This is a genomic window from Streptomyces sp. SudanB182_2057 (assembly GCF_964272715.1).
Taxonomy (GTDB): Bacteria; Actinomycetota; Actinomycetes; order Streptomycetales; family Streptomycetaceae; genus Streptomyces; species Streptomyces rubradiris.
Genome location: NZ_OZ186798.1, coordinates 7,037,670 through 7,060,801, shown reverse-complemented (window position 1 = coordinate 7,060,801; position 23,132 = coordinate 7,037,670). Strand labels below are relative to the sequence as shown.

The window sequence follows — 23,132 nt, the reverse complement described above, 5'->3', positions numbered from 1 at the left end:
CGGACACGCTCGGGTGACGAACGGCAGCCGGTGACACGGATCGGGGGACACATGCACGCGGAGACGGCCGGAGCGCTGCGGCGTGACGCCATCGGATTGCGCGACGTCCTGTTCCAAAGTGTCACGGCGATGGCGCCGGCCGCCGCGGTGGCGGCGTCGATCCCGTCCGGCGCCGCCTTCGCGGGCGGCAGCCTGCCGCTGTCGGTGCTGATCGCTCTCGTGGCCTGCCTGTTCACCGCCTCGTGCGTGGCCGAGCTGGCCCGGGAACTGCCCGCGGCCGGCTCGGTGGCGACCTACGCGGCGCGCGGCCTGCACCCGGCCGTGGGTTTCCTCGTCGGCTGGGCCTACGTCTTCGTGGAGATGCTGGTGCCACCGCTGCTGCTGTCGCAACTGGGCTTCACGGTGGCGGGCACGCTGCACGCGGAGTGGTCCGCGTACCCGGCGGACCTGTGGTGGCCGTGGGCGCTGGCCGGAGCAGTGGTGATCGCCTGGGCCGGTTATCTCGGCGTCCGCGCCTCCGCCCGCTTCGGCACCGTCCTCGGCGTCTTCGAGGTCCTCGTCCTCCTGGTGTTCGCGGTCCTGCTCATCGGCGGGGCCGGCAGCGCCAACACCCTTACGGTGTTCGGCACTTCCCACACCGCGGACGGGTACGCGGGGGTCTCCGGGGTGTTCGCCGGGTCCGTGTACACGGTGCTGGCGTTCGCCGGCTTCGAAGCGGCCGCGCCGCTCGCCGAGGAGACCCGGGACCCACGGCGGACGATGCACCGCGCGGTCCTCGGAGCGGCCCTGGGCATCGGTCTGTTCTACGTGCTCACGACCTATGCGATGACCGTCTACTTCGGCCCCGACCGCTTCGCGGCGTTCGGCGCCTCGGGCGAGGCGTCCTGGGAGGGCGTCGCCCGGGCCTCGTTCGGTCTCTTCTGGGTGCTGGTGTTCCTCGCGGTGGTCAACTCCGCGATCGCGAACGCCAACGCCTGCGCGAACGTCTCCACCCGTACGGCCTTCGCCCTGGCCCGCGTCCGGGTCCTGCCCGGCGTACTCGCGGCGCTCCATCCCCGGCACCGCTCCCCCGTGGCCGGCATCGCCGTGCAGACCGCCGTGGCGGTCGGCGCGGTGCTCGGCCTCGGTCTCGCCTACGGCCCGGTGACCGCGTACCTGCTGCTCGCCACGGTGATCGTCACGGTGGTCGTCGGCGTCTACATCGTCGTGAACCTGTCCTGTGCCGGCTATTTCCTGCGGTCCGGCCGGGCGTCCCTCAAGCCGGTGCGGCATCTGCTGTTCCCCGCGCTGGGCAGCGCCGCGTTCATCCCGGCCCTGCTGACGGCCGCCGGTCTGCCGGTGTTCGACTTCGTCACGGAACTGACGGCTCCGGTGTCCTACGCCGGTCCGGTCGTCGCCGCCTGGCTCGCCATAGGGGTGGTGGTGCTGCTCGTGCTGCTACGACGGCACCCCGGCCGGATAGCCGAGACCGCCCGCGTGCACCTCGACGCCTACGACACCGGTGCCGAACGGCAGGACGGGGCCGGAGTCCACCCACCACCGTCACAGCGGTGAACGGCCCTTCCGGGTCGGCCCGACACGATGATCCCCCTTGGAAGGAGCCATGCCGCGATGACCGACCCCCGGATCCTCACCGTGCGCCCGGAACCGGACCAGTACGCCTGGACCTTCGGCGGGGCGCCGCCGGTGGCCCGGATCGCACCCGGCACGGTTCTCGACCTGTTCACCGAGGACTGTTTCGCCGGCCGGGTCCGCTCCGAGAAGGATCTCGTGTCCGAGGTGTGCCAGTTCCCCTACCTCAATCCCCAGACCGGTCCCTTCCACATCGAGGGCGCGGAACCCGGCGACACCGTGGCCGTGCACTTCGTCTCGATCGAACCGGCCCGTGACTGGGCGGCGTCCACGACGGTGCCCCTCTTCGGCGCGCTCACCTCCACGCACACCACGGCCACGCTGCAACCGCCGCTGCCGGAACGGGTGTGGATCTGGCAGCTGGACCGGGCCCGCGGGACAGCCCTGTTCCAGGCGCGGGACAGCGACATCCGGGTGGAGCTGCCCCTGGACCCGATGCACGGCACGGTGGGCGTGGCACCGGCCAATCTGGAGGTCCGCTCGGCCCTGGTGCCCGACGCCCACGGCGGCAACATGGACACGCCCGAGATGCGGGCCGGCGTCACCTGCTACCTGGGCGTCAATGTCGAGGGCGCCCTGCTCAGCCTGGGCGACGGGCATGCCCGGCAAGGCGAGGGCGAGACCTGCGGGGTGGCCGTGGAGTGCGCGATGAACACGATGGTGGTCGTGGACCTGCTCAAGGGCGTCACCACGCCCTGGCCGCGCCTGGAGTCCGACACGCACATCATCTCGACCGGTTCGGCCCGCCCGCTGGAGGACGCGTTCCGCATATCGCAGCTCGACCTGGTGCGGTGGCTGGTGCGCGACTACGGGTTCAGCGAATTGGACGCGTACCAGTTCGCGACCCAGACGGTCGAATCGCCGCTGGCCAACGTGTGCGACACGAACTACACCTGCGTGGCCAAGCTCCGCAAGGAGTGGCTGCCCGCGCGGGAGACCTACCGCGGCGTGCACGCCCGGCTGCGGGAGACCGCGCGGGCCCTGCGCCGCTGAAGCCTCCCGCGCGGCTCGGCACCCTGCCTGCCGCCTCCTGAACCGGCTCCGCCCCGAGCAGGCTCCCTCGAAGGCATCCCAGAGGCCTCACCGAAAGGCACACCGCCATGGACATGGACCGAGCCGAACCCCGGCTCAACCGACGACGACTACTGAAAGGCGCGGCGCTCGCCGCCGTTCCCTACGCGTTGCTGCCCGATCCGCGTGCCGGTGCGCAGGCCCAGTCCGCCGACTACCCGCCCGCCGAGTGGCGGCCGGCGAGCACCGCCAACTACACCGTGTCCAGTCGCCCCGGCTCGTACGCCATCGACCGTGTGATCATCCATGTCACGCAGGAGACGTACAGCGACGCGCTGGCGATCTTCGCCGATCCGCAGAAGAAGGTGTCCGCCCACTATGTGATCCGCTCGGCGGACGGGCATGTCGCCCAGTGCGTCCGTGAAGCCGACGTCGCCTGGCACGCGGGCAACTGGAGCTACAACACGCGCTCCGTCGGCATCGAGCACGAGGGCTGGGTGGACCGACCCGAGTACTTCACCGACGCGCTCTACCAGCAGTCGGCGAGGCTGACGGCGGCGATCTGCGCCAAGTACGGCATCCCCCGGGACAGAGAGCACATCATCGGCCACCATCAGGTGCCCGGCACCGACCACACCGACCCGGGGCCGGAGTGGGACTGGGTGCGCTACATCAGAATGGTCAACTTCTCCTGACCGGTCGTATCACCGTCCGGAGAGGCCGCCTCGACCATTCCGCGGGTTGCCTTGAAGCCGGCGGCGGGCCGTTGACGTGTGATCGTCACGTCGCCCTGGTGAAGGGCCCCCTCGTCCGCCGGACGAAGATCCTTCGGCAGGGCGGGAGGGAAAGCCGCCCTGCCGGAGACGGAAACGCGGGGACTACTTCAGCGCCGCGAGGGAGGGGACGACGATGCCGTAGCGGTCGGTGATCGTCGCGAGGGCCGCGTCGTGGAGCTGCTGGGCGGTCAGCGCCGTGCCTCCCTGGTGCATGGTCTCCAGCGGCCGGGTCGCGCAGGCGTTGGCGACGACGGTGGGCTGGTTGCCCCGCAGGGAGGCGCCCTGCGCCGTGAACAGGACACACATGTTGGTCATGAACCCGGCGATGATGACATCGGAGTTCCCGGCGGCGTCGACATGCTTGCCGAGGTCCGTGCCGTGGAAGCCGTTCGGGACGCTCTTGACGACGACGGTCTCGCCCTCGATGGGGGCGACGCTCGCGTGGATCTGGCCGGCCTCGGACTCCACGTCGTAGCCCGCCTCCTGGACGTGGATGACCTTCGCACCGGCCTGGCGGGCCGCGGCCAGCAGCTCGGCGGCGGCTTCCAGCGCGGGCTTCCAGCCGTCGAGCTCCATCACGCCGCCGGTGTAGACGTTCTGGTAGTCGACCAGGATGAGGGTCGCGTTGCCGAGCGACGCGGGCGTCTCGTCGGCGCCGGTGAGTGCTCGCAGAGTCGTCGTAGCCATGAACTAACCACCTAAAAGATCGAGAAAGCCTGCGCCGCTCGCAGTGCTGCGGAGGCGTTGGACATGACGGCAACCACGGGCCGGACGCACAGGGGGGAACCGAACGTGACGGAAGTGACTCCTGAGACGGGTCGGAGCGGTTGCACCCCGATAGCCCATATCGGCGCACCCGGACGGGTACCGCCGGCCTCACGGCCTGGAAGCGATCGGGACCTGGGGGCAGTGACCCTCAGGGCGTGAGCAACGCTAACACGTTTTGTGAGCGTCGTGAAGCGGCGTTCGCGGATTCCGTGTCCTGAGCGACAAATGGGCAGCTCGAAGGCGTTAGCAACGCTTTCCTAGCTGTTACCATCGAGGTATGTCGACGGCACGAGAGCGCATCCTGGCCGCCACCGAGGAACTGCTCGCGTCAAAGGACGCGCTGGCCATCTCGACCCGGGCCATCTGTGACCGGGCCAAGGTCGGCATGCCCGAGATCTACCGCCAGTTCGGCGACAAGCAGGGGCTGCTCACGGCGGTCGCGTGCATCGGCTTCGAGCGTTTCCTGGCGAACAAGCGCCGCAACCCGACGACCGACGACCCGGTGGCCGACCTGCGCACGGCCTGGGACAGCCATGTCGCGTTCGCCCTGGACAACCCTCACCTGTACCGGTTGATGTTCACGCCGGCCCCGGAGTCCCAACCGCCGGCGGTCGAGGAGGCCAGGGCCCTGTTGCTCGCGGCCTTGGAGCGCTGCCGCGCCGCCGGACGGCTGCGTACGCCGCTGGAGCTGGCAGGCCAGTCGATCCTGACGGCCAACGTCGGCGTGTGCCTGATGGCCCTCTCCTTCCCCGGGCTCTACGGCGCCCCCGAGATCTCCGGTTCCGTGCGTGACGCCGTGATCGGAGCGGTCACCGGCGACGAGCGCGAGGACACGAGGATCACCGACGGGATCGTGCTCGCCCAGACCCTGGTCGGCACCCTCACCGGGACCGCGCCCGTCGACAGCGAGACCATCGCGCGCCTGTCGCAGGCGCTTCAAGAATCGGCCCCGCGCGGCGACGAGTGAGCACCGCTACGTCCTCGCCGGCCGGGAGGTCGATGGCAACCGTCCCCTGAGGGCCGGAGTCGACTGACCGCGTTCTCGTCCGGCCGAGGATGTTCGATCAACGAAGGCGAAAAACGGCAGTGCGGCGCCACCGCGCCGCACTGCCGTCATCGCACTTCTGCAGCAGCGGCCCGGTCCGGCGTGACCGCACTTCCCGTCGCGGGATCTGTGCGGTCACGCCGGACCGGGCGTCACTGAGCTTCTTCACCGCATGCCGGGGACGCCCGGGGCGGGCTTGTCGAGGTTCCCCTCACCGCCGCCCCGAGCCGGGCCCCGCCTTCTTCAGGAGAGGTTCTTCTTCTCCCCCGCCGGCTCCACGTCGACCAGCTTGCCGTCGACGCCCTGGTCCTTGAACGCCTTGACGAGGGACTTGATGTCCTCGGAGTAGATGTCCCAGCTGTCGGTGTGGATCGGGACGACCTTGCGGGGGTTGAGGTCCTTCGCCACCAGGGCGGCGTTCTTCGACGTGAGAGTCAGCGGAGCGTTGTCGAGGATCGCCGGGGTGCGGGCGGCACCGGCGAAGAGGATGGCCGTGTCGATGGCCCCGATGTCCTTCTTGATCCGGTCGCCGACCTGCTTGGCGACCTTGACCGAGGCGTTGTCACCGGAGATGTAGGTGGTGGGGACTCCCTCACCGCTGAGCACGAACCCGGTGACCTCGCCGTCCGCCCCGCGGTCGACTCCGTCGGGACCGTGCAGGGCGGGCACCGCGGTGACCTTGATGGTGCTGCCGGAGGACTTCAGTTCCCGCTCCTCCCAGCTCTTCATGGGAGTGATGTGGTCACCGAGACGCTTGTGAGCACCAGGCGTGGAGAACACGACCGGCACGTCCTTCAGCACCTCACGGCCCTTGCCGTCGAGGTTGTCGTCGTGCTGGTCGTGGGAGAGCAGGACGGCGTCGATCTTGCCGAGCTTCTCGGGGCCGAAGGCGGGGCCCTTGATCTTGGACATGCCCGACTTGTACTTCTTCGGCGCGTCGAAGGTGGGGTCGATCAGGATGCGCTGACCGGCGATCTCCAGGACGGCCGTCGGGCCGCCCACGTGGGTGACGGTGAACGCGGCGGCGGCAGCGGAGGGTGTCGAAGCGGCGGACGGCGATGACGGCTTCTTCTCCTCACCGTCGGCGCTGGCGTTCCCGCCACAGGCGGCGAGGAGCGACACGCCGGCTGCGGCTACGGCGGTACGGAGGAGCGTCGAACGGTTCATCAGGTAAGGCCATCTCTCTTGTCTTACGGACAGTCGGGCACCTGACGAGGGCAGGCCCCAGGAGTGTTTTCAACGCTAACACAGTTCGTTAGCACCGACCACAAGCACCTGCGCACGGAAGCCACCTATCTTGAATAAGCCCAGCTCACAGCCGTTAGCGTTGCTATCGAGTCGGATCACGGGCAGGGCCTGCTCATGTAGAGCGCCTGCTCACCCCGCGAGGGCGTGCCGTCGTAGAGGGTGGTGTCGAGCCCGCAGAAGGCGAAGCCCATCCGCCGGTACGCGTGGATCGCGGGGGCGTTGATGTTGGTGACCTCCAGCCAGATGTGGCCCGCGCCCCGCTCGCGCGCGAATTCCGCCGCGAGCTCCATCAGCGCACGGCCGACCCCCTTGCCCCGATGCTCCGGGGCGACCTTGATGTCCTCGATGATCAGCCGGCGGTTCCAACCGGAGTAGGAGACGGCGACGAACCCGGCTGGCTCCCCGGAAGCGCCCTGGGCGACGAAGGTACGGGAGTCCATGCCGTCATCGCCGCTCCCCTCCGCTCCGTCCGACTCGTCCTCCGGGAACACCTTGGTCAGCGGCGGCTCCACCGGCACCTCGCGCAGCGCGAACCCCTCATCCGTCGCGGTCACCTGGAAAACGGTGCCGGTGGTGAAGGAACTGTCGAGGGCCTCGATGGCCGGGGCGTCCTCGGGGAGTGCGGTGCGGTACCGGTAGCCCGTGATGTCATCAGTCGTCATGGCCCGACGCTACGACCGCCGACCGGAGGCAAGGTCGCCGGGCAAGCCGGTCGCCGCCGGGGGCCGCGGCTCGCGACCTGCCCACGCCCCACCAGTAGGGGCATTCGGCATGGTTCGTACCGATACGCCGCGGGCACTCGGAGTCGCATGATGCGAACCGTGGTGCGGGGGTGTGCCGCCGGTGCCGTCGGGACGACCGTGTTGAACGCGGCGACCTTCGCCGACATGGCGCTGCGGGGCAGGCCCTCCAGTCAGGCTCCCGCCCAGACCGTGGACAAGATCACGCAGGACAGGGTGCCGGGGGCGGGGGACGACAAAGAGAACCGGCTCTCCGGACTGGGCGGCCTGTCCGGAATCGCCGTCGGGGTCGGTACCGGCGTGGCGGTCTCCCTGGCGCGCCACGCCGGGCTCCGATTGCCCTGGTGGCTGGGCGGCCTGGTCACGGGCGCCCTGGCCATGACCGCGACCGACCTGCCGATGGCTCGGCTGGGCGTGAGTGATCCGGCGGGCTGGTCGGCGACGGACTGGGTGTCGGACGCCGTACCGCATCTGATGTACGGGCTCGCGACCTACGGCTCCCTGCTCGAAGACGGAAGGTGACGCGACCTACCGGCGCGCCCCTCAAAGACGCAAGGTGAGCAGCCGGGCATTCCGCGTCACCGGTCCCGCCAAGACCGGCCGTCCGCTCAGGGCGCCCGCTCCGGCTCCTCGAACAGCGTGCCGAACTCGTCCGGCAGGGCGCGCAGCAGGTCCTCCGCCAGGTCCGTGTCCTCGGCCGCGATGCGGCACACCACGGTCTGCGCCAGGAAGAGAGCCTGCTCAGGGGTGGCGCCCGCGGGCCGGGCCACGTCCGCCAGCAGATCGTCGAGCGACACCGCGGCGTCGTCCGCCACGTCGGCCCCGTAACGCAGCGCGGGGCGTTCGTGGGCCGGTACGGCCTTGCGCAGATGCTCCCGGCGTGGCGGATCCAGGCGGCTGCTCAGCGCGGCGAGGACGAGGTGCACGGCGGCGTCGGCGGCCTCCGTGTCATCGAGGTGGGTCCGCGACGCCACCTCTTCCACCAGATGCTGATGGCTGATCATGCTGCCTCCACCGTGGAGTGCTGTGGTTGAGGGCCGTGCGATCTGCCGGGTGCCCGCGCGACCGACATCTACGCTCACATCCGGGCGAACCGGACGTACATCCGGGCGGAGCGAAGGCGGATCCAACGAGTTTCCGGCGGCGGGAATGTTTCCGGGAGGCCGCCCGTTGTACTGGGCGGTCGTAGTTTTTGTGTCTGTGTTTCACCGCACGCTCGCGAAGAACGATGTCGCGGGCGCCGCCTCCTTCAGGGAACTGGAGAAGTCGCGTCCAGGCCGGCCCGGGAGTCCGCACGGTGCGGCTTCCGTACCCAGCCCCTGTAAGGAGCAGCAAATGGCTCAGGGAACCGTGAAGTGGTTCAACGCCGAGAAGGGCTTCGGCTTCATCGCCCAGGCCGACGGCCCGGACCTCTTCGTCCACTACTCCGAGATCGAAGGCAACGGCTTCCGCAGCCTCGAGGAGAACCAGCACGTCGAGTTCGACGTCGTCCAGGGCCCCAAGGGTCCGCAGGCCGCTCGCGTCCGCGCCCTCTGAGGCGTCGCTGAGCAGGAGGGCCGGTGCCGTCAAGGCGCCGGCCCTCGGCATGTCACCGCGAGCACACCCTGAACAAGGGCCGGCCTGTCCGTGACCGGGCCTCCGTGGCCGGGCCGCCCGGCTACTCCTCGAAGTCGTCCGGGGTGATTCCCGCCTCTTCCATCGCCTCGCGCATCGAGCGGCCGGAGGCCCCCGGCTGCTGCTCTTCCTTGCCGGTGTCGGCCGGCGACTCGATCACATCGTCCGTGGTGGACGTCTTCGGACGGTTCTCCTCGGGCACGGTCACCGTGACCGCCTCCTCGTCACGTCGGGTCTTTCGCGAGCCGTCGGGTACCCAGGCCGACCTGCGGAATGCCCGCACGCCGCTCCTCGAGGACGGCTGATGGTCGCCGGTCCCGTCCCGCTCCTACGACGCGATCATCGAACCCCTTCGGGACCTTCGCTTCGCCCCTGCCTGGCGGTGGCGCCCCTGCGCGAGCCGTCCGGGCTGCGCGGCGGCCGTCACGGCGCGGACGTGGCGCGCTCGTACAACCGGTGCGTCTGGGTGTGGACCCCGCCGAGGGCCTCGCCGTGCCGGCGGGAAGCGTGGTTGTCCTCCAGGACCCACGAGTAGGAGATCTCGGTGTAGCCGAGCCGGAAGGCGGCCCGCTGGGCCTGGGTCACCAGGGCCGCGGCCAGACCGCGGGACCGGTGCTCCTTCGCCACACCCATGGCGGCGAAGCGCACGCGGTCGATACGGCGGACGGCCCGCGCGGCCCGGATCAGCCCGACGGGCAGGCCCATGGTGGTGAGCCGGCCGCGGGCCGCGTGCAGCGCCTGGTGGGCGTCGGGCAGGCAGAGCAGGAAGGCGACGGGTTCGCCGTGCATCTCCGCGATCTGCAGGAGGCCGGGGCGCAGGAGGGGCTTCAGCTTTTTCATCATGTAGCCGAACTGCGCTTCGTCGACGGGGACCGAACCGTAGCTGTGGGTGAACGTTTCGTTGTAGAGCTTCCGGACGGTCTCCATATCGGCTTCCGGCCGCTGCGGATCCAGGGCTCGTACCGTCAGGTTCGGGGTCGCGAGGATACGGTCCGCGGCCTCACGGTATTCCGCCGGGGGTTCCCCGTCATCGGGAATCGGAATGGCGTACGAAACCAGGTCCTTGGCCTTCTCGAATCCACATACGGAGAACAGCTGCGGATAATACGGCCGGTTACGGGGAATCATGACGATGTGCGGCTGGTCGAAGCCGGATATCTGCACGCCGCACTCGTCATTGGTGGTGAATCCGAGGGGGCCCAAGGTGCGTTTCATTCCCTGCGCGGCGAGCCAGTCGTCCGCCGTGTCGAAGAGAGCCGCCGCGGCCTCGGGGTCGTCCACGCACTCGAAGAGGCCGATCAGTCCATGGTCCGGGCCGTGCCGTTCGTTGTAGCGGGGGTCGACGATCGCCGCGATCCTGCCGACAACGGTGTCGTGCCGCCGTGCGAGGAAGAGCCGTACGTCGGCCACCCGGTGGTACGGATTGCGGGCGGGGTCCAGGAACGAGCGCCGTTCCCGCTCCAGCGGGGCCACCCACAGCGGGTCGTCGCGGTAGAGGTCGTACGGGAGCCGGATGAAGGCGGTCAGGTCGGGGTCCGTGCCGACCGGGGTGACCGTGACACTCATGACACCCAGTCCAGAAGCGTTTCCCTCAGCATGGGCTGCATCGGGACGGGCGGCGGCCCGGAGGGGATGAGTCCCAGGCGGCGGCCGGCGTGGGCGAACGCGACGAGGATGCGCTCGATGTCCTCGTCGGTGTGCGTGGCCTGGAGGGACAGCCGGACCAGCGAGCGTTCCTCGGGTACGGCGGGTGCGGAGACGGCGCTGGTGAAGACGCCCTCGGTGAGGACCTCCCGCCACAGGGCGGTGGCCAGCTCCTTGCGCCCGGTGATGACGGGCACGATCGGGGTGACCGACTCGCCCGTGTCGAAGCCGAGGCCGCGCAGGCCGTCCCGCACCTGCCGCGCCACCTCGAAGGCGCGCGCCCGGCGCTCCGGCTCGGACTCGATGATGGTCAGGGCCGCCAGGGCGGCGGCGGCCGAGGCGGGGGGGATCGAGGTGGTGAAGATGACGGACCGCGAGGTGTGCCGGAGGTAGTGGATCACCTCGGCGGGCCCGGCCAGGAAGCCCCCGATGGAACCGAAACCCTTGGACAGGGTGCCCGTGTGGAGGTCGACGGCGTCGGGCAGCCCGAAGTGGTCGGTCACCCCTCGTCCGCCCGGCCCCAGCAGCCCGATGTCATGGGCGCCGTCGACCACCAGGCGGGCGCCGTAGCGCCGGGCGAGCGAGACCAGCTCCGGCAGCCGGCACAGGTCGCCCTCCATGGAGAACAGGCCGTCCGTGAGGATCGCCTTGGCCGCGTCCGGTTCGGCCACCGCGAGCTTGCGCTCCAGGTCCGCCATGTCCGAGTGCCGGTACCAGCGTCTGTCTGCGAAGCCCAGCCGCACCGCCTCGATCAGCGAGGCGTGGTTGGCCTTGTCGCTGAAGACGATGTCACCGCGGCCGAGCAGGGGAGCCAGCGCCAGATTCGCCTCGAAGCCGGTGGTGGTCACGATCACCGCCTCGGCGTCGAGGAAGGCGGCCAGCCTGGCCTCCAGTTCCTCGTGCAGGGTGAGCGTTCCGCCGATCAGCCGGCTCGCCGAGGCGGAGGCACCCCAGCGACGGGCCGCGTCGGCCGCCGCGGCAACGACACGGGGGTGACCGGAAAGGCCAAGATAATCGTTTCGGGCGGCCATGACCAGGCGTTTTCCACCCAGGAACACCTCCCCTCCGCGTGCCTCGAGTGCGTTGTAGACGGCCCTCGGCCGCATGCGCGTCGCGTGCTGCATGACGGCCGTCAACTGCTTGTCGAAAATATCTGCCACTGCGCTCTCACATTCGACTCGCCACCCTTTTGAGATTTTCATACAAAAATGCGGAGAGGGTGGCCTCGGCATCCTCTCAGCCAGAGGAATGAAATGAAAAGCCAAGGCCTGGTTTCGTTAAGCCATTCGAGTGAATCGAGTCCTGTGGACGGTGCGACAGGGGGTGCGAGTGCGGTACGACTCGGGCTTACGGCTCCGCGCGACCGCGTCCGGCCGACGAGGCACTCGCTTCTCGTGACACCCCGGACGCCACGTGACGTCTGGTGCCATCTGAGGAACCGGTACGGCTATGGACCGGCCGGACCCGGCAGCACGCCGTACAGCACCCGACCGGCTGGGCCCCTCCCGCACCGCCCCGTGACATCCACCCCGGCCGACCGGCGGTGCCCGTCCGCACCGGCCCACAACCGGCCAATCCGGAGCCGATCCAAGGCGACCGGTGCGCGCGGGTGTGCCGGGCGGGTGATGCTGGTGAGCGGACGCATCCGCGCACAGGCCGGGAGGTTCGGGCAGGTGACCGCCGTCAATCCGATGGACAGCGCCTCAGTGCTGGCCGCCTTCGGCGCGCTGGGCGTACTGGCGGTGATCTTCGCCGAGTCGGGCCTGCTGGTCGTCGGCTTCTTCCTGCCCGGTGACACCCTGCTGTTCCCGGCCGGGGTGCTGTGCGCGGGCAGCGCCCAGCAGCCGCCCCGGCTCGCGCTGTGGCAGGTGCTGGTGTGCGCGGCCGTGGGGGCGGTGGCGGGCGGTCAGGCGGGGTATCTGATCGGGCGGCACGGCGGGCGGGCGCTGCTGGCGCGCACGTCCAGCCGCCGGGTGACGGACGCGGCGGAGCGGGCCGAGCGGCTGCTGGCCCGCTACGGCTACGGCAAGGCGCTGGTGATCGGCCGGTTCGTGCCGCTGCTGCGGACGGTGCTGCACCCGGTGGCGGGGATGCTGGGGGTGCCCGTGCGGACCTTCACGCTGTGGCAGACGGTGGGCGGGGTGCTGTGGTCGCAGACGCTGGTCCTCGCCGGGTACACCCTGGGCGCCTCCTTCCCGCACATCGACGACTATCTGCTGCCGTTGGTGGCCCTGATCGTCCTCGTGTCCCTGCTCCCGCTGCTGCCGGAACTCCACCGCTCCCGCCGCGCACGCCGTGAGCACCCTGAGCGCCGCGAGAACCGCGAGCGCCGCGAGCGGGACGAGTCCGCGAGCTGAACCGGGACGCCCGCCGCCGCGAGCGGCGCGCCGCGTACCCCGACCGGCGCTCCCCCGGGCCGGACGCTGTCGTCAGACTCCCGCCGCCCGGTGGGTGACCCGTCCCGCCACCGCCGTCAGCAGTACCGGCAGCGCGGCCAGCTCGGTGTCGGGCACGCGCAGCGGGTCGTCGGCGAGGACCGTGAGGTCGGCGCGGTGGCCGACGGCGAGCCGCCCGGCCCGGTCCTCCTCCCCCGCCGCCCAGGCGGCGTTCACCGTCATGCCCTGGAGCGCCTGGAGCGGGGTGAGGGCCTGCTCGGGGCCGTGCGGAGGCAGGGAGAGGTCGGCGGGCCGCCGGTGCCGGGCGCCGGCCATGACCTGGAGCGGCGGGTACGGCGCGATGGGCCAGTCCGAGCCGAGGACGACCCGTGCCCCGGCCTCCCACAGGTCCCGGCAGCGGAACGCGCGCCCGGCCCGCTCCTCGCCGAGCCGCCGGGACCAGTTGTCGGTGTGGTCCGCCCGGGTGAACTCGCAGCAGTGGGTGGGCTGCATCGAGGCGGCGACGCCCAGCGGCGCGAACCGCCGTACGGTGTCGTCGGGGACGGTCTCGATGTGCTCGACCCGGTGCCGTACGACACCCGTACCACCCGTACCACCAGTACCGTCCGTGGCGCCGGCACCGCCGGTATCGCCCGGCCGCCCGCTCTCCGCCTGGGCCCGCTCGACGGCGTCCAGGACATGGCGGACCGCCGCGTCGCCGATGGCGTGGGTGGCCGTGGGCACGCCGGCCCGGTGCAGGTCGGCGATGACGCGGGTGTAGCGCCGGGGGTCGGGCCAGTAGGCGTGGTCCGACTGGCCGTGGCAGTCGGGGGTCTCCAGCCAGGCGGTGCCGTTGTCGACGGTGCCGTCCATGAACAGCTTCACGCCCGCCACCCGCCACAGCGCGCCGCCGGTGCCCTGGAGCCGGATCAGCTCGGCGAGGTCGGCGTCACTCGCCTCGGGCCGGCACCACGGGGCGATCCGCAGCCGCAGGGGCAGGGCGTCCTCGGCCTCCAGGGCGGCGTAGACGGCGAGACTGTCGCCGTTCGCGTCCATGGCGTGGCCGCCGGTGAGCCCGGACGCGGCCATGGCGGCCAGCAGCTCGGCGGCGCGGGCGCGGATCTCGGCCTCGGCGGGCCGGGGGGCGACCGCCTCGACGACCTCGCAGGCGGCGTCCTCCAGCAGCAGTCCGGTGGGCCGTCCGTCGGCGTCGCAGACGATCTCCGAGCCCTGCTCGAAGCGGCGCGGCCCGTCGACGCCCGCCAGTTCCAGCGCCCGCTCGCTGGCCAGCGCCGAGTGCGCGTCGAACAGGTCGATCAGCGCGGGCACGCCGTCGAGGACGGGGCCGAGCGCGACGGTGGCCACGGGTGCGGTGCCGAAGGCGTTGGGGTCCAGGCCCCAGCCGCGCAGCCAGGCGCCCGGCCGCAGGTCGCGTACCGCCGAGGCGAGCGCGGTGCGTACGGCGGCCAGGTCGCGGCAGCCGGACAGGTCGACGCCCATGGTGCGTTCGGCGCCGGACACCGGGTGCAGATGCCCGTCGGTGAACCCGGCGGTGACCACCGCCCCGCGCAGGTCGACCACTGTGGTGCCGGGCCCGGCGAGGGCGCGGGCGTCCCGGTCGTCGCCGAGGAAGCCGATCCGCCCCCGCTCCGCGGCGAGCGCGGTGTGCGGCAGGAGGCGGCCCGTGCCGGGGTCGAGCAGCCGGGCGGAGAGCAGGACGAGGTCGGCGGGCACGGGGGCTCCTTCATTCAGAGGGGGCGTATCGAGGGCCCCTTCACTCACAGGGGGCGTATCGAGGGCCCCTTCACTCACAGGGGGCGTATCGAGGGCCCCTTCACTCACAGGGGGTGTGTCGAGGGCCCCTTGACTCACAGCGGGACATCAAGGCCGTTGGCTTTCCGGCAGGGACGCGAGGGCCGGTGGATCAGCCGGCGGTTTCGTCGAGCGTGCCGGGCGGCAGGCCGAGTTCCCGCTCGGCCGTGGTGCGAGGCAGGCGCAGCACGGCGGCCGGGCGCTCGGGCGTCGCGGTGTTGGCGTGGACGCCCAGGCCGTCGAGGAGGACGAGGAGTTGCACGGCGACCGTCAGCGGATCGTCGGTGACGAACTCGCCGGCTGCCACGCCCTCCTGGATCAGGTCTTCGAGCCGGCCGCGCCAGGCGGCCTCCTGCCGGGCGACCCGGTCGCGGAGCACGGGCCGGTAGCGGCTGAGGTGGCGGGCGTTGATCCACAGCCGGCTGATCGCGTCGTACTCCTCCCCCGAGGTGTGGGCGAGGAAGCGGGCCAGCCGCCCGGTGGGCGTGGTCGTGGCGCGGTCGGCCGGGAGGAGGCGGTCGAGTTCGCCGGTCGCCGCGCTGCCGAACGCCTCGGCGACGAGGTCCTCGGCCGAGGGGAAGTAGTGGCTGATCAGCCCGGGGCGGACGGCGAGTTCTTCGGCGATCCGGCGGAGGGTGACGCACTCCAGGCCCTCGGCCAGGGCGACGGCCGCGGCCGCGGCGACGATCTCCGCGCGCCGGGCGGCCGGGTCCTTGCGAATCCGCTTGCGCTGAACGCTTGACGACATGACGGCGATGCTATTGAGTGTGCGACCAATAAGCAACTGGTCACCCGCCCAATAAGCGACCAGGCCCCTCCCACGGCTCCCGGAGGCCCCATGGCGTCCACGCTTCCCGATCCGCACCCCGGCGCAGGGCCCACGCCCGCCGACGGCGCCGCCTCCGCCTCCCGGGCCGCCGAGCGCGCCGGTGTCGAGGCGCATGGCATCGACCACATCCCGGAGTCCGAACGGCGGGGCCGGCCGCGCGAGTTGTTCTCCGTGTGGGCCGCCGCGAACGTCAACTACCTGAGCCTGGTGGTGGGCGGCGCGCTGGTGCTGATGGGGCTGAGCCTGTGGCAGGCGCTCGTGGTGATCGTCGTGGGCAATCTGTTCTGGCTGCTCACCGGCCTGCTGGCGGTCCCGGGCCCGGTGGCGGGCGCGCCGAGCGAGGTGGTGACGCGGGCGCTGTACGGGGTGCGCGGGAACCGGGTGAACAACGCGGTGACCGGCTGGCTGATCTCCGTGTGTTACTTCGCGCTGAACCTGGCGGCGGCGGCCACCGCGGCCTTCTCCCTGGTGGACCGGGCCGGCCTGCCGGTGACCACCGGGGTGAAGGCGGCCGTCGTGGTGCTGATCGCCGCCGTCACGCTCGCCATCGGCGTCTACGGCCACGCCGTGATCATCCGGCTCTACCCGGCGATCACCCTGGTGCTGTCGGCGGTGTTCGCCGTGGTGGGCGTCGCGGTGCTGCGGCACACCGACTTCGGTCACGCCCCCGGGCAGCCGCTGACGGGCACGGACCTGTGGGCGACCGTGGCGGCCGGGACCGCCCTCATCGCCTCGGGCCCGCTGTCGTACACCACCAGCGCGGACTTCTCCCGCTATCTGCCCCGGGCCACCCCCGCGAAGGCGGTGGCCGGCTGGACGGCGCTCGGCGGGTTCGTGCCGAGCGTCCTGGTGTGCGGCATCGGCGCCTGTGCCGCGACCGCCGTCGACATGAACGACCCGGAGTCCTCGCTGCAGACGCTGCTGCCCGGCTGGTTCCGCCCGGTGTTCCTGCTCGCCCTCGTCCTCGGCACCGTCGCGCTGAACGCGCTGACCTCCTACAGCGCCGGTCTCGCCCTCCAGGCCGTCGGCCTGCGCATCCGGCGCACGCTCAGCGTCCTGGTGGACGGCGCGGTGGCCGTGTCGCTCACCCTGTACGCGCTGCTGGTCTCCGACTTCCTCGACGCCGTCGGCGATGTGCTCCAGCTGACCGTGCTGCTGCTCGGCCCCGGTACGGCCGTCTACGCCACGGACATCCTGCTGCGCCGCAACCGCTACGACGGCCCCGCCCTCGCCGACGAGTCGCCCGGCGGGCCGTTCTGGTACACCGGCGGCGTCAACTGGGCCGGGGCACTGGCCCTCGTGGCGGGCGTGACGGCGTCCGCGCTGAGCGTCGACAGCGTCTACACCGGTCCGGTCGCCGCCGCCCTGGGCGGTGCCGACCTGGCCCTGCCGGCCGGGATGGCGGTGGCCTCGGGGACGTACGCCCTGCTGTCCGCGCGCCTCAGGCGGGCGGCAACACGCGCCGGACGGCTTCCCGAACCCTCCTGAGTCAGGGGGGAGTCGAGGGGGAACCGCGCCCCGGCCGTCCAGGACGCCGACGCCGCACGGGACATGGCGGCGGCTTCCCGCCGGAGACACCCGAGGGGGTACGTTTTCTCACCCGTTCTCGCGTCGTCGACGCGTAGTCGTACCACCGGCCGCCCGAGTCTGCTGCACTGCCCCTGCCCAGGTGGGCAGTTGACTGAGCATCAGGAGGCAGGGTGTCCAGACGGAACGGGCGTGCGGCGGCGGGCAGACGGGTTCTCACGACGGTCACGGCGCTCGGGGTGCTGGCCGGGGCGGCCCTGGCGGGCGCGGCGCCGGCCGGCGCCGCGCCGACGGGCCGGCGGATCGTGCCGGGCGTCACCTACCGGCAGTTCGACGTCGACGCGGCGAAGGGCACGGCCCGCGTCCACCTGCTCACGGTGGACCTGGGCAACCCGCACGTCCGCGTCGGCCTGCTGTACCCGGGCACGGTCGCGGCCCGGGCGACGGTCTCCCGGCTGGCGGACTCGGCCGGGGCGGTCGCCGGGGTGAACGGCGACTTCTTCCACATCACCGAGTCCCAGCACCCGGGCGTGGAGGCCACCGGGGCGCCCGTCGGACCGGCCGTGGCGGACGGGCAGGTGCTCAAGGCGGCGGTGCCGAAGGGCCAGCGGTTCGGGCCCGCGCTGCCCCCGGGCACCGACACCCGGGAGGTGCTAGGCGTGGGCACCGACCGGCGGGCCCGCCTGGACCACCTCTCCCTCACCGGCTCGGTCGCCACACCCCAGGGCACGCTGCCCCTGAAGGGCCTCAACCAGTACGCGCTCCCGGTGAACTCGGTCGGCGCCTTCACCTCGCGCTGGGGCGGCGCCTCCCGCGAACGCGCCGTCTGCGGCACCGACACCCAGCGCTCGGCGCCGTGCAGCGAGGACACCTACGAGGTGACGGTGCGCGACGGCCGGGTGGTCTCCGCCTCCGGCACCCCGGGCGGCGGCACGATCCCCGCGGACACCACGGTCCTGGTGGGCCGCGAGGAGGGCGCGCGGAAGCTGCGCGAGCTGTCGGCCGGCGACGCGGTGCGGGTCACGCACGCCCTGACGGCGGCCTCGTCCCAGGTGCCGTACGCCTTCGCGATCGGCGGCTTCCCGATCGTCCGCGGCGGCGCCCCGCTGTCCGGGCTGGACGACGAGACCTCGGCGGTGCGCACCGCCGTGGGTGTGAAGGACGGTGGCCGGCAGCTGCTGCTCCTGGCGCTGGACGGGGCGGCGGACTACCGCTCGGGGCTGACCGTGCACGAGGAGGCGGACGTCCTGCGGTCGCTCGGCGCCTCCGACGGCTTCAACCTGGACGGCGGCGGCTCGACGGAGATGGTGACCCGCGACACGGCCGACCGCGCCGTGACCGTGCGCAACCACCCGAGCGGCGGCGCCGAGCGGCCCGTGCCCAACGGCATCGGCGTCTTCTCGGCCGGCTGAACCCCGGCCGGGTCAGGGCCGCAGGCTGCTCACCAGGTCGGCGGTCGCGGTGAGCCCGCTGTGGATGGTGGGCGCCATGCTGGTGCTGGCCAGATAGAAGCCGAGCAGCAGGCAGACCAGGCCGTGGGAGACCTTCAGCGCGCCGTTGCGCACGAAGATCACGGCCAGGACCAGGAGCAGCAGCACCACCGAGATGGAAATCGCCATCGGAACCTCCTCCGCCACGCCCCATGTGCGGCGTTCGGGCGCAAGTGTGACGTAGCGGAGGGTTCGTCCGGGCGGCTGACACGTCCGCCGAACGTGTGGTCTTACGCCAGTGCGTGGGCGTCCAGGAAGACCTCCAGCCCGGCGAGGTCGTCGGTGTTGAGGTGGTCCACCCCGGCGGCCAGCAGCTCGGCCCACAGGGCGTCCCGGGCCGGGCCGGCGGTGTCGGGGGTGGCCCAGAACCGGACCCGCTGTCCGCGCGCGTGGGCGGCGGCGGTGATGCTCCGCAGCTTGCGCCGCTCGGCGTCCGGGAACGCCCCGGTGCCCGTCCAGGTGAAGTTCTGCGTCCAGTTGTCGCTGATGAGCGGGGCGAGGGAGGCGGGGACGGAGCCGGTCAGGTCGGCGAGCCGGCCGTCGTAGAAGGCGCGCCGCTCGGTCTGCGCGGCCATCGGGGTGCGGGCCGCCCGGTCGCCGGAGACAACGGCGGTGACCGGGCCGGGGTGGACGCGACCGTGCGCGTACCGGGTGAACAGGTGCGGGTAACGGCGCAGATGGCGGTCGAGTTCGAGGTAGGTGGCGGCGCCCTCGGTCTTGATGTCGACGAGGAGTTGCAGCGGCCGGTGCGCGCCGCGGTAGACCGAGCCGTGGTGGGCGGCGACGCGGGCGGCGAGCGGTTCCAGGTAGAGGGACTCCAGGGTGCGGGACGGGTCGAGGTCGGACACCTCGTGGCCGACGAGGAGCTGGTCGCCGACGAGGAAGATGTCGGCTTCGACGCTGCCGAAGCGGTGGTTGAGGGCGTCGAGCAGGGGGCGTGGGTGCGCGTAGTCGTTGTGGGCGTGGGCCCGCCACAGCGGGCGGGGCCGCCGCCGGTGGTCACCGGCCGACGCGTCACTCGCGGCCCGTATGTCGCTCGCGTCCCGTATGTCACTCGCGGGCCGGGTGCCGCTCGCGGCCGGTGACTCGCTCGCCGGACGGGCGACGGTGCCCGCGAGGGCGACGCCGAGGGTGGTGAGGGCTCCGCGACGGGTGGTGAGGGTCATGCACTGCCTCCCTGGGGTGATGGTGACCGGGGAGAGTATGCGTGCGGGGGTGCCTGAACGGACCTGTCGGTGCGGCGAGTTGGCGCGCTGTTCACTTCCCGCGTGCGGAAAGCCCGCCCCGGGTGGGGCGGGCTTCACCGGACACGGGCGGATGTCAGGGGGCCTGGAGGTCGACCAGTCCGGCAAGCGCCTCGCGGTGGGCGCCCGCCGTGCCGTAGGCGATCGAGTCCGCCTTGGCCCGCTTCAGGTAGAGGTGGACCGGGTGTTCCCAGGTCATGCCGATCCCGCCGTGCAGTTGCAGCGCCTCCTCGGTGGCGCGTACGGCGACGGGGGCGGCGTATGCCTGGGCGACGGCCACCGTGACGTCGGTGTCCCGGCCCGAGGAGAGGGCGTCGGCGGCGGCGCGGGCGGCGGCCCGCAGGTGGACCACCTCCAGCCACAGCCGGGCCAGCCGGTGCTTGAGCGCCTGGAAGCCGCCGACCGGACGGTTGAACTGCTTGCGCTCCTTCAGATAGCGGACCGTCTCCGTCAACGCCCAGTCGGCCACCCCCAGTTGCTCGGAGGCGAGCAGTCCGGCGGCGGCGCGCAGGGCCCGGCGTACGGCGGGCCCGGTGTCCCCGACGCGGCGGCCCGGGGCGCCCGCCAGCCGTACGGTGGCCGACGGCCGGGTCAGGTCCAGGGAGGTCTGGGGCAGGACCGTCACGGCGTCGGCGTCGGCGTCGACGGCGTACAGGCCGCCGTCGTCGGCCGGGACGAGCAGCACGTCGGCGACGGCCGCGTCCGCGACGCCGGTCAGCTCGCCGTGCAGGGCGCCGTTCTCCAGCCGTACGGTCCTGACGCCGGTGGCCGGGCCGGTGTGCAGGCCGACCGCGAGGGCACCGACGGTGCGCCCGGAGGCCAGCCGGCTCAGCAGTTCGCCGTCGCCGCAGGCGAGCAGCGCCTCGGTGGCCACGACCGCGCTGGTCAGGTAGGGCACGGGGGCGACGGCCCGGCCCAGTTCCTCCAGGACGACGGCCGCCTCACGGTGGGAGGCGCCCTGGCCGCCCAGCTCCTCGGGCACCAGGAGACCGGCCAGACCCATGTCCTCGGCGAGCGACTTCCACAGGGAGCGGTCATGGGGCGCGTCCGACTCGGTGCGGGCGAGGACGCCGGCCGGCGGGCAGTGGTCCGTGAGCAGGTCGCGGACGGCGGCGCGCAGCGCCTCTTCCTCCTCGGAGTACAGCAGGTCCGTCATCGGGCGAGGTCCTTCCAGGCGACGTCCTTGTCGGTGCGCGGTTCGGCGGGCAGGCCCAAGACGCGCTCGGCCACGATGTTCAGCAGCACCTCGCTGGTGCCGCCCTCGATGCTGTTGCCCTTGGAGCGCAGATAGCGGTAGCCGGCGTCACGGCCGGTGAAGTCGACGTGTTCCGGGCGGCGCATGGTCCAGTCGTCGTACAACAGGCCCTCCTCGCCGCGCAGTTCCACCTCCAGGCCGCTGATCTCCTGGTTGAGGCGGGCGAAGGCGAGCTTCATGCCGGCGCCCTCGGGCCCGGGCTGGCCGGCGGCGAGCTGCTGGCGCAGCCGCTCGCCGGTGAACCGGGCCACCTCGGCCTCCACCCACAGCGTCAGCAGCCGCTGGTGCAGGTCGTGGGTGCGCAGTTCCGGCCGTTCGCGCCAGGTCTTCGCGACGGGGCCGATCATGCCGCCCTCGCGGGGCTGGGCCATGCCGCCGATGGCGACGCGCTCGTTGTTGAGCGTGGTCTGGGCGACCCGCCAGCCGTCGCCGACCGCGCCGAGGCGGCGGCTGTCGGGGATGCGGACGCCGGTGAGGAAGACCTCGTTGAACTCGGCCTCGCCAGTGATCTGGCGCAGCGGCCGGACCTCCACGCCCGGGTCGGTCATGTCGCAGACGAAGTAGGTGATGCCCTGGTGCTTGGGCACGTCCGGGTCGGTGCGGGCGATGAGGATGGCCCAGCGGGCGAGGTGGGCGCTGGAGGTCCACACCTTCTGCCCGTTGACCACCCAGGTGTCGCCGTCCCGGACCGCCCGGGTGCCGAGCGCGGCCAGGTCGGAGCCGGCGCCGGGCTCGCTGAACAGCTGGCACCAGACCTCCTCCCCGGTCCACAGGGGCCGCAGATAGCGCCGCTTCTGCTCCTCGGTGCCGTAGGCGAGGATGGTCGGCGCTGCCATGCCGAGGCCGATGCCGATGCGCCGGGGGTCGTTGTCGGGGGCGCCCGCGGCCTCCAGCTCGGCGTCCACGACGCCCTGGAGGGAGCGCGGGGCGCCGAGGCCGCCGAGGCCCTCGGGGTAGTGCACCCAGGCGAGGCCGGCGTCGAACCGGGCCCGCAGGAAGTCCGCGCGGCCGGTGCTCGCGGGCGGGTGCTGGGCGAGGAACTCCCGGGTGCGCCCGCGCAGTTCTTCGGCGTCGGTCATGCGGCGGCTCCGTTCTCCGGTACGACTGCGATCCGGCCGGTGGTCACCCCGTCGGCGACCCGCTGCACGGCGCCGGCCGCGCCGGCGAGCGGCACCCGCTCGCTGACCAGCGGCTTGACGGCGCCCCGCGCGGCCAGCTCGGTGAGCTGTTCGTGGCAGTGCCGGACCAGCTCCGGGTTCTTGGTGTTGTACAGGCCCCAGTGCAGGCCGAGGATCGAGTAGTTCTTCACCAGGGCGTGGTTGAGGGCGGGGGCGGGGATGGTGCCGCCGGCGAAGCCCACGACGACGATCCGGCCCTCGAAGGCGACCACCTTGGCGGACTGGGTGTACGCCTCCCCGCCGACCGGGTCGTAGACCACGTCGGCGCCCCGGCCGCCGGTGGCCTCCTTCACGGCGGCGACGACGTCCTCGGCGCGCCGGTCGATCACCACGTCACAGCCCAGCTCCCGGGCGACGGCGGCCTTCTTCTCGCCGCCCACGACACCGATCACGGTGGCGCCGGCCGCCTTGCCGAGCTGGACGGCGGCGCTGCCCACGCCCCCGGCGGCGGCGTGCACGAGCAGGGTCTCCCCCGCCTCCAGCCGGGCGCGCCGGTGCAGGCCGAACCAGCCGGTCTGGTAGCCGATGTGCAGGGCGGCGGCCTCGGCGTCGTCCAGCGGGGCGGGCGCGGGCAGCAGGGCTCGGGCGTCGGCGACGGCGTACTCGGCGAAACCGCCGTAGGGCAGCGCGGGGTTGGCGATCACCCGGCGGCCGTCCTCGGTCTCGCCGCAGATCTCCACGCCGGGCGTGAAGGGCAGCGGCGGGCGCACCTGGTACTGGCCCCGGCACAGCAGCGCGTCGGGGAAGTTGACGTTGGCCGCGCGCACCCGCAGCAGTACCTGGCCGTCGCCGGGGGTGGGCCGCTCCGTCTCCGCCAGGCGCATCACCTCGCTCGGCTCGCCGTTCTCGTGCACTTGCCATGCCTGCATGCGGGGCCTCCACGGGACTGCTTCGTCTGACCGGGTCCGACCGCATACTAAGCGGTCGCTTGCCGATCAGGGAAC

General features: G+C 72.2%; 23 protein-coding genes. 9 read left to right on the top strand and 14 right to left on the bottom strand.

Annotated features, from left to right (window positions below; all coding sequences use genetic code 11):
* The first annotated feature begins 51 nt into the window (after nucleotides 1-51).
* The 3 genes from ACSURM_RS31455 to ACSURM_RS31445 all read left to right on the top strand — a co-directional run bounded on the left by ACSURM_RS31455 (nucleotide 52) and on the right by ACSURM_RS31445 (nucleotide 3,338).
* Nucleotides 52-1,554, top strand: a complete 1,503-nt coding sequence (locus ACSURM_RS31455) for an APC family permease (protein ID WP_436959147.1) — start codon at nucleotides 52-54, stop codon at nucleotides 1,552-1,554.
* Nucleotides 1,555-1,611: 57 nt separating this feature from the next.
* Entirely contained in the window at nucleotides 1,612-2,625 is a 1,014-nt protein-coding gene (locus tag ACSURM_RS31450) for an acetamidase/formamidase family protein (protein ID WP_436959146.1), read from the top strand.
* Between the two features lie 113 nt (nucleotides 2,626-2,738).
* Nucleotides 2,739-3,338 carry an N-acetylmuramoyl-L-alanine amidase gene (locus ACSURM_RS31445; RefSeq protein WP_436961218.1) on the top strand — a complete coding sequence of 200 codons (600 nt, stop codon included), beginning with the start codon at nucleotides 2,739-2,741 and terminating at the stop codon, nucleotides 3,336-3,338.
* A gap of 183 nt (nucleotides 3,339-3,521) precedes the next feature.
* Here ACSURM_RS31445 and ACSURM_RS31440 read toward each other — a convergent pair whose 3' ends face one another.
* Nucleotides 3,522-4,106 (bottom strand): isochorismatase family protein, encoded by a 585-nt coding sequence (locus tag ACSURM_RS31440; RefSeq protein WP_436959145.1) that lies wholly within the window; start codon nucleotides 4,104-4,106, stop codon nucleotides 3,522-3,524.
* A 358-nt stretch (nucleotides 4,107-4,464) separates the two neighbouring features.
* Between ACSURM_RS31440 and ACSURM_RS31435 the strand changes: the two genes are divergently transcribed.
* Complete coding sequence (locus tag ACSURM_RS31435; protein WP_436959144.1) at nucleotides 4,465-5,154, top strand: TetR/AcrR family transcriptional regulator; 690 nt, start codon at nucleotides 4,465-4,467, stop codon at nucleotides 5,152-5,154.
* 321 nt (nucleotides 5,155-5,475) lie between these two features.
* Here ACSURM_RS31435 and ACSURM_RS31430 read toward each other — a convergent pair whose 3' ends face one another.
* Both ACSURM_RS31430 and ACSURM_RS31425 read right to left on the bottom strand, forming a co-directional pair.
* Nucleotides 5,476-6,399, bottom strand: coding sequence for an MBL fold metallo-hydrolase (locus ACSURM_RS31430; RefSeq protein ID WP_436959143.1), 924 nt, complete (start codon nucleotides 6,397-6,399; stop codon nucleotides 5,476-5,478).
* A 176-nt stretch (nucleotides 6,400-6,575) separates the two neighbouring features.
* Complete coding sequence (locus ACSURM_RS31425; RefSeq protein ID WP_436959142.1) at nucleotides 6,576-7,142, bottom strand: GNAT family N-acetyltransferase; 567 nt, start codon at nucleotides 7,140-7,142, stop codon at nucleotides 6,576-6,578.
* Nucleotides 7,143-7,289: 147 nt separating this feature from the next.
* Between ACSURM_RS31425 and ACSURM_RS31420 the strand changes: the two genes are divergently transcribed.
* The gene (locus tag ACSURM_RS31420; RefSeq protein ID WP_436959141.1) at nucleotides 7,290-7,742 is read left to right on the top strand and encodes a hypothetical protein; all 453 of its coding nucleotides are present in this window, start codon (nucleotides 7,290-7,292) and stop codon (nucleotides 7,740-7,742) included.
* Between the two features lie 86 nt (nucleotides 7,743-7,828).
* Here ACSURM_RS31420 and ACSURM_RS31415 read toward each other — a convergent pair whose 3' ends face one another.
* Nucleotides 7,829-8,224: a DUF2267 domain-containing protein gene (locus ACSURM_RS31415; RefSeq protein WP_436959140.1), complete on the bottom strand. Its 396-nt coding sequence runs from the start codon at nucleotides 8,222-8,224 to the stop codon at nucleotides 7,829-7,831.
* A gap of 331 nt (nucleotides 8,225-8,555) precedes the next feature.
* On the opposite strand from ACSURM_RS31415, the gene ACSURM_RS31410 reads away from it, so the two are divergent.
* Nucleotides 8,556-8,756, top strand: coding sequence for a cold-shock protein (locus ACSURM_RS31410; protein WP_387510122.1), 201 nt, complete (start codon nucleotides 8,556-8,558; stop codon nucleotides 8,754-8,756).
* 121 nt (nucleotides 8,757-8,877) lie between these two features.
* Here ACSURM_RS31410 and ACSURM_RS31405 read toward each other — a convergent pair whose 3' ends face one another.
* From ACSURM_RS31405 to ACSURM_RS31395, 3 genes are all read right to left on the bottom strand, one after another.
* Nucleotides 8,878-9,042, bottom strand: coding sequence for a hypothetical protein (locus tag ACSURM_RS31405; RefSeq protein WP_436959139.1), 165 nt, complete (start codon nucleotides 9,040-9,042; stop codon nucleotides 8,878-8,880).
* 215 nt (nucleotides 9,043-9,257) lie between these two features.
* Nucleotides 9,258-10,400: an N-acetyltransferase family protein gene (locus ACSURM_RS31400; RefSeq protein ID WP_436959138.1), complete on the bottom strand. Its 1,143-nt coding sequence runs from the start codon at nucleotides 10,398-10,400 to the stop codon at nucleotides 9,258-9,260.
* Nucleotides 10,397-11,638 (bottom strand): aminotransferase class I/II-fold pyridoxal phosphate-dependent enzyme, encoded by a 1,242-nt coding sequence (locus tag ACSURM_RS31395; RefSeq protein WP_436959137.1) that lies wholly within the window; start codon nucleotides 11,636-11,638, stop codon nucleotides 10,397-10,399. The genes ACSURM_RS31400 and ACSURM_RS31395 overlap by 4 nt, the downstream gene beginning before the upstream one ends.
* Nucleotides 11,639-12,151: 513 nt before the next feature.
* Here ACSURM_RS31395 and ACSURM_RS31390 point away from each other — a divergent pair.
* Nucleotides 12,152-12,835 (top strand): DedA family protein, encoded by a 684-nt coding sequence (locus ACSURM_RS31390; RefSeq protein WP_436961217.1) that lies wholly within the window; start codon nucleotides 12,152-12,154, stop codon nucleotides 12,833-12,835.
* A gap of 72 nt (nucleotides 12,836-12,907) precedes the next feature.
* On the opposite strand, the gene ACSURM_RS31385 is transcribed toward ACSURM_RS31390, so the two are convergent.
* Together ACSURM_RS31385 and ACSURM_RS31380 are read right to left on the bottom strand one after the other, a co-directional pair.
* Complete coding sequence (locus ACSURM_RS31385) at nucleotides 12,908-14,587, bottom strand: amidohydrolase (RefSeq protein ID WP_436959136.1); 1,680 nt, start codon at nucleotides 14,585-14,587, stop codon at nucleotides 12,908-12,910.
* 190 nt (nucleotides 14,588-14,777) lie between these two features.
* A complete protein-coding gene (locus tag ACSURM_RS31380) occupies nucleotides 14,778-15,413 on the bottom strand; it encodes a TetR family transcriptional regulator C-terminal domain-containing protein (protein WP_436959135.1) in 636 nt (211 codons plus the stop codon).
* Between the two features lie 90 nt (nucleotides 15,414-15,503).
* Here ACSURM_RS31380 and ACSURM_RS31375 point away from each other — a divergent pair, with 90 nt between their 5' ends.
* Together ACSURM_RS31375 and ACSURM_RS31370 are read left to right on the top strand one after the other, a co-directional pair.
* The gene (locus ACSURM_RS31375) at nucleotides 15,504-16,982 is read left to right on the top strand and encodes a purine-cytosine permease family protein (RefSeq protein ID WP_436959134.1); all 1,479 of its coding nucleotides are present in this window, start codon (nucleotides 15,504-15,506) and stop codon (nucleotides 16,980-16,982) included.
* Nucleotides 16,983-17,194: 212 nt separating this feature from the next.
* Complete coding sequence (locus tag ACSURM_RS31370; RefSeq protein WP_436959133.1) at nucleotides 17,195-18,433, top strand: phosphodiester glycosidase family protein; 1,239 nt, start codon at nucleotides 17,195-17,197, stop codon at nucleotides 18,431-18,433.
* Nucleotides 18,434-18,445: 12 nt separating this feature from the next.
* Here ACSURM_RS31370 and ACSURM_RS31365 read toward each other — a convergent pair whose 3' ends face one another.
* The 5 genes from ACSURM_RS31365 to ACSURM_RS31345 form a co-directional block, all read right to left on the bottom strand.
* Nucleotides 18,446-18,640, bottom strand: coding sequence for a hypothetical protein (locus ACSURM_RS31365; RefSeq protein WP_436959132.1), 195 nt, complete (start codon nucleotides 18,638-18,640; stop codon nucleotides 18,446-18,448).
* Between the two features lie 101 nt (nucleotides 18,641-18,741).
* Complete coding sequence (locus ACSURM_RS31360) at nucleotides 18,742-19,677, bottom strand: phosphatidylinositol-specific phospholipase C/glycerophosphodiester phosphodiesterase family protein (protein ID WP_436959131.1); 936 nt, start codon at nucleotides 19,675-19,677, stop codon at nucleotides 18,742-18,744.
* A 154-nt stretch (nucleotides 19,678-19,831) separates the two neighbouring features.
* Entirely contained in the window at nucleotides 19,832-20,911 is a 1,080-nt protein-coding gene (locus ACSURM_RS31355; protein WP_436959130.1) for an acyl-CoA dehydrogenase family protein, read from the bottom strand.
* The gene (locus ACSURM_RS31350) at nucleotides 20,908-22,089 is read right to left on the bottom strand and encodes an acyl-CoA dehydrogenase family protein (protein WP_436959129.1); all 1,182 of its coding nucleotides are present in this window, start codon (nucleotides 22,087-22,089) and stop codon (nucleotides 20,908-20,910) included. Before ACSURM_RS31350 ends, ACSURM_RS31355 begins: the two co-directional genes overlap by 4 nt.
* Nucleotides 22,086-23,057, bottom strand: a complete 972-nt coding sequence (locus tag ACSURM_RS31345) for an NADPH:quinone oxidoreductase family protein (RefSeq protein ID WP_436959128.1) — start codon at nucleotides 23,055-23,057, stop codon at nucleotides 22,086-22,088. Before ACSURM_RS31345 ends, ACSURM_RS31350 begins: the two co-directional genes overlap by 4 nt.
* Between the last annotated feature and the right edge of the window lie 75 nt (nucleotides 23,058-23,132).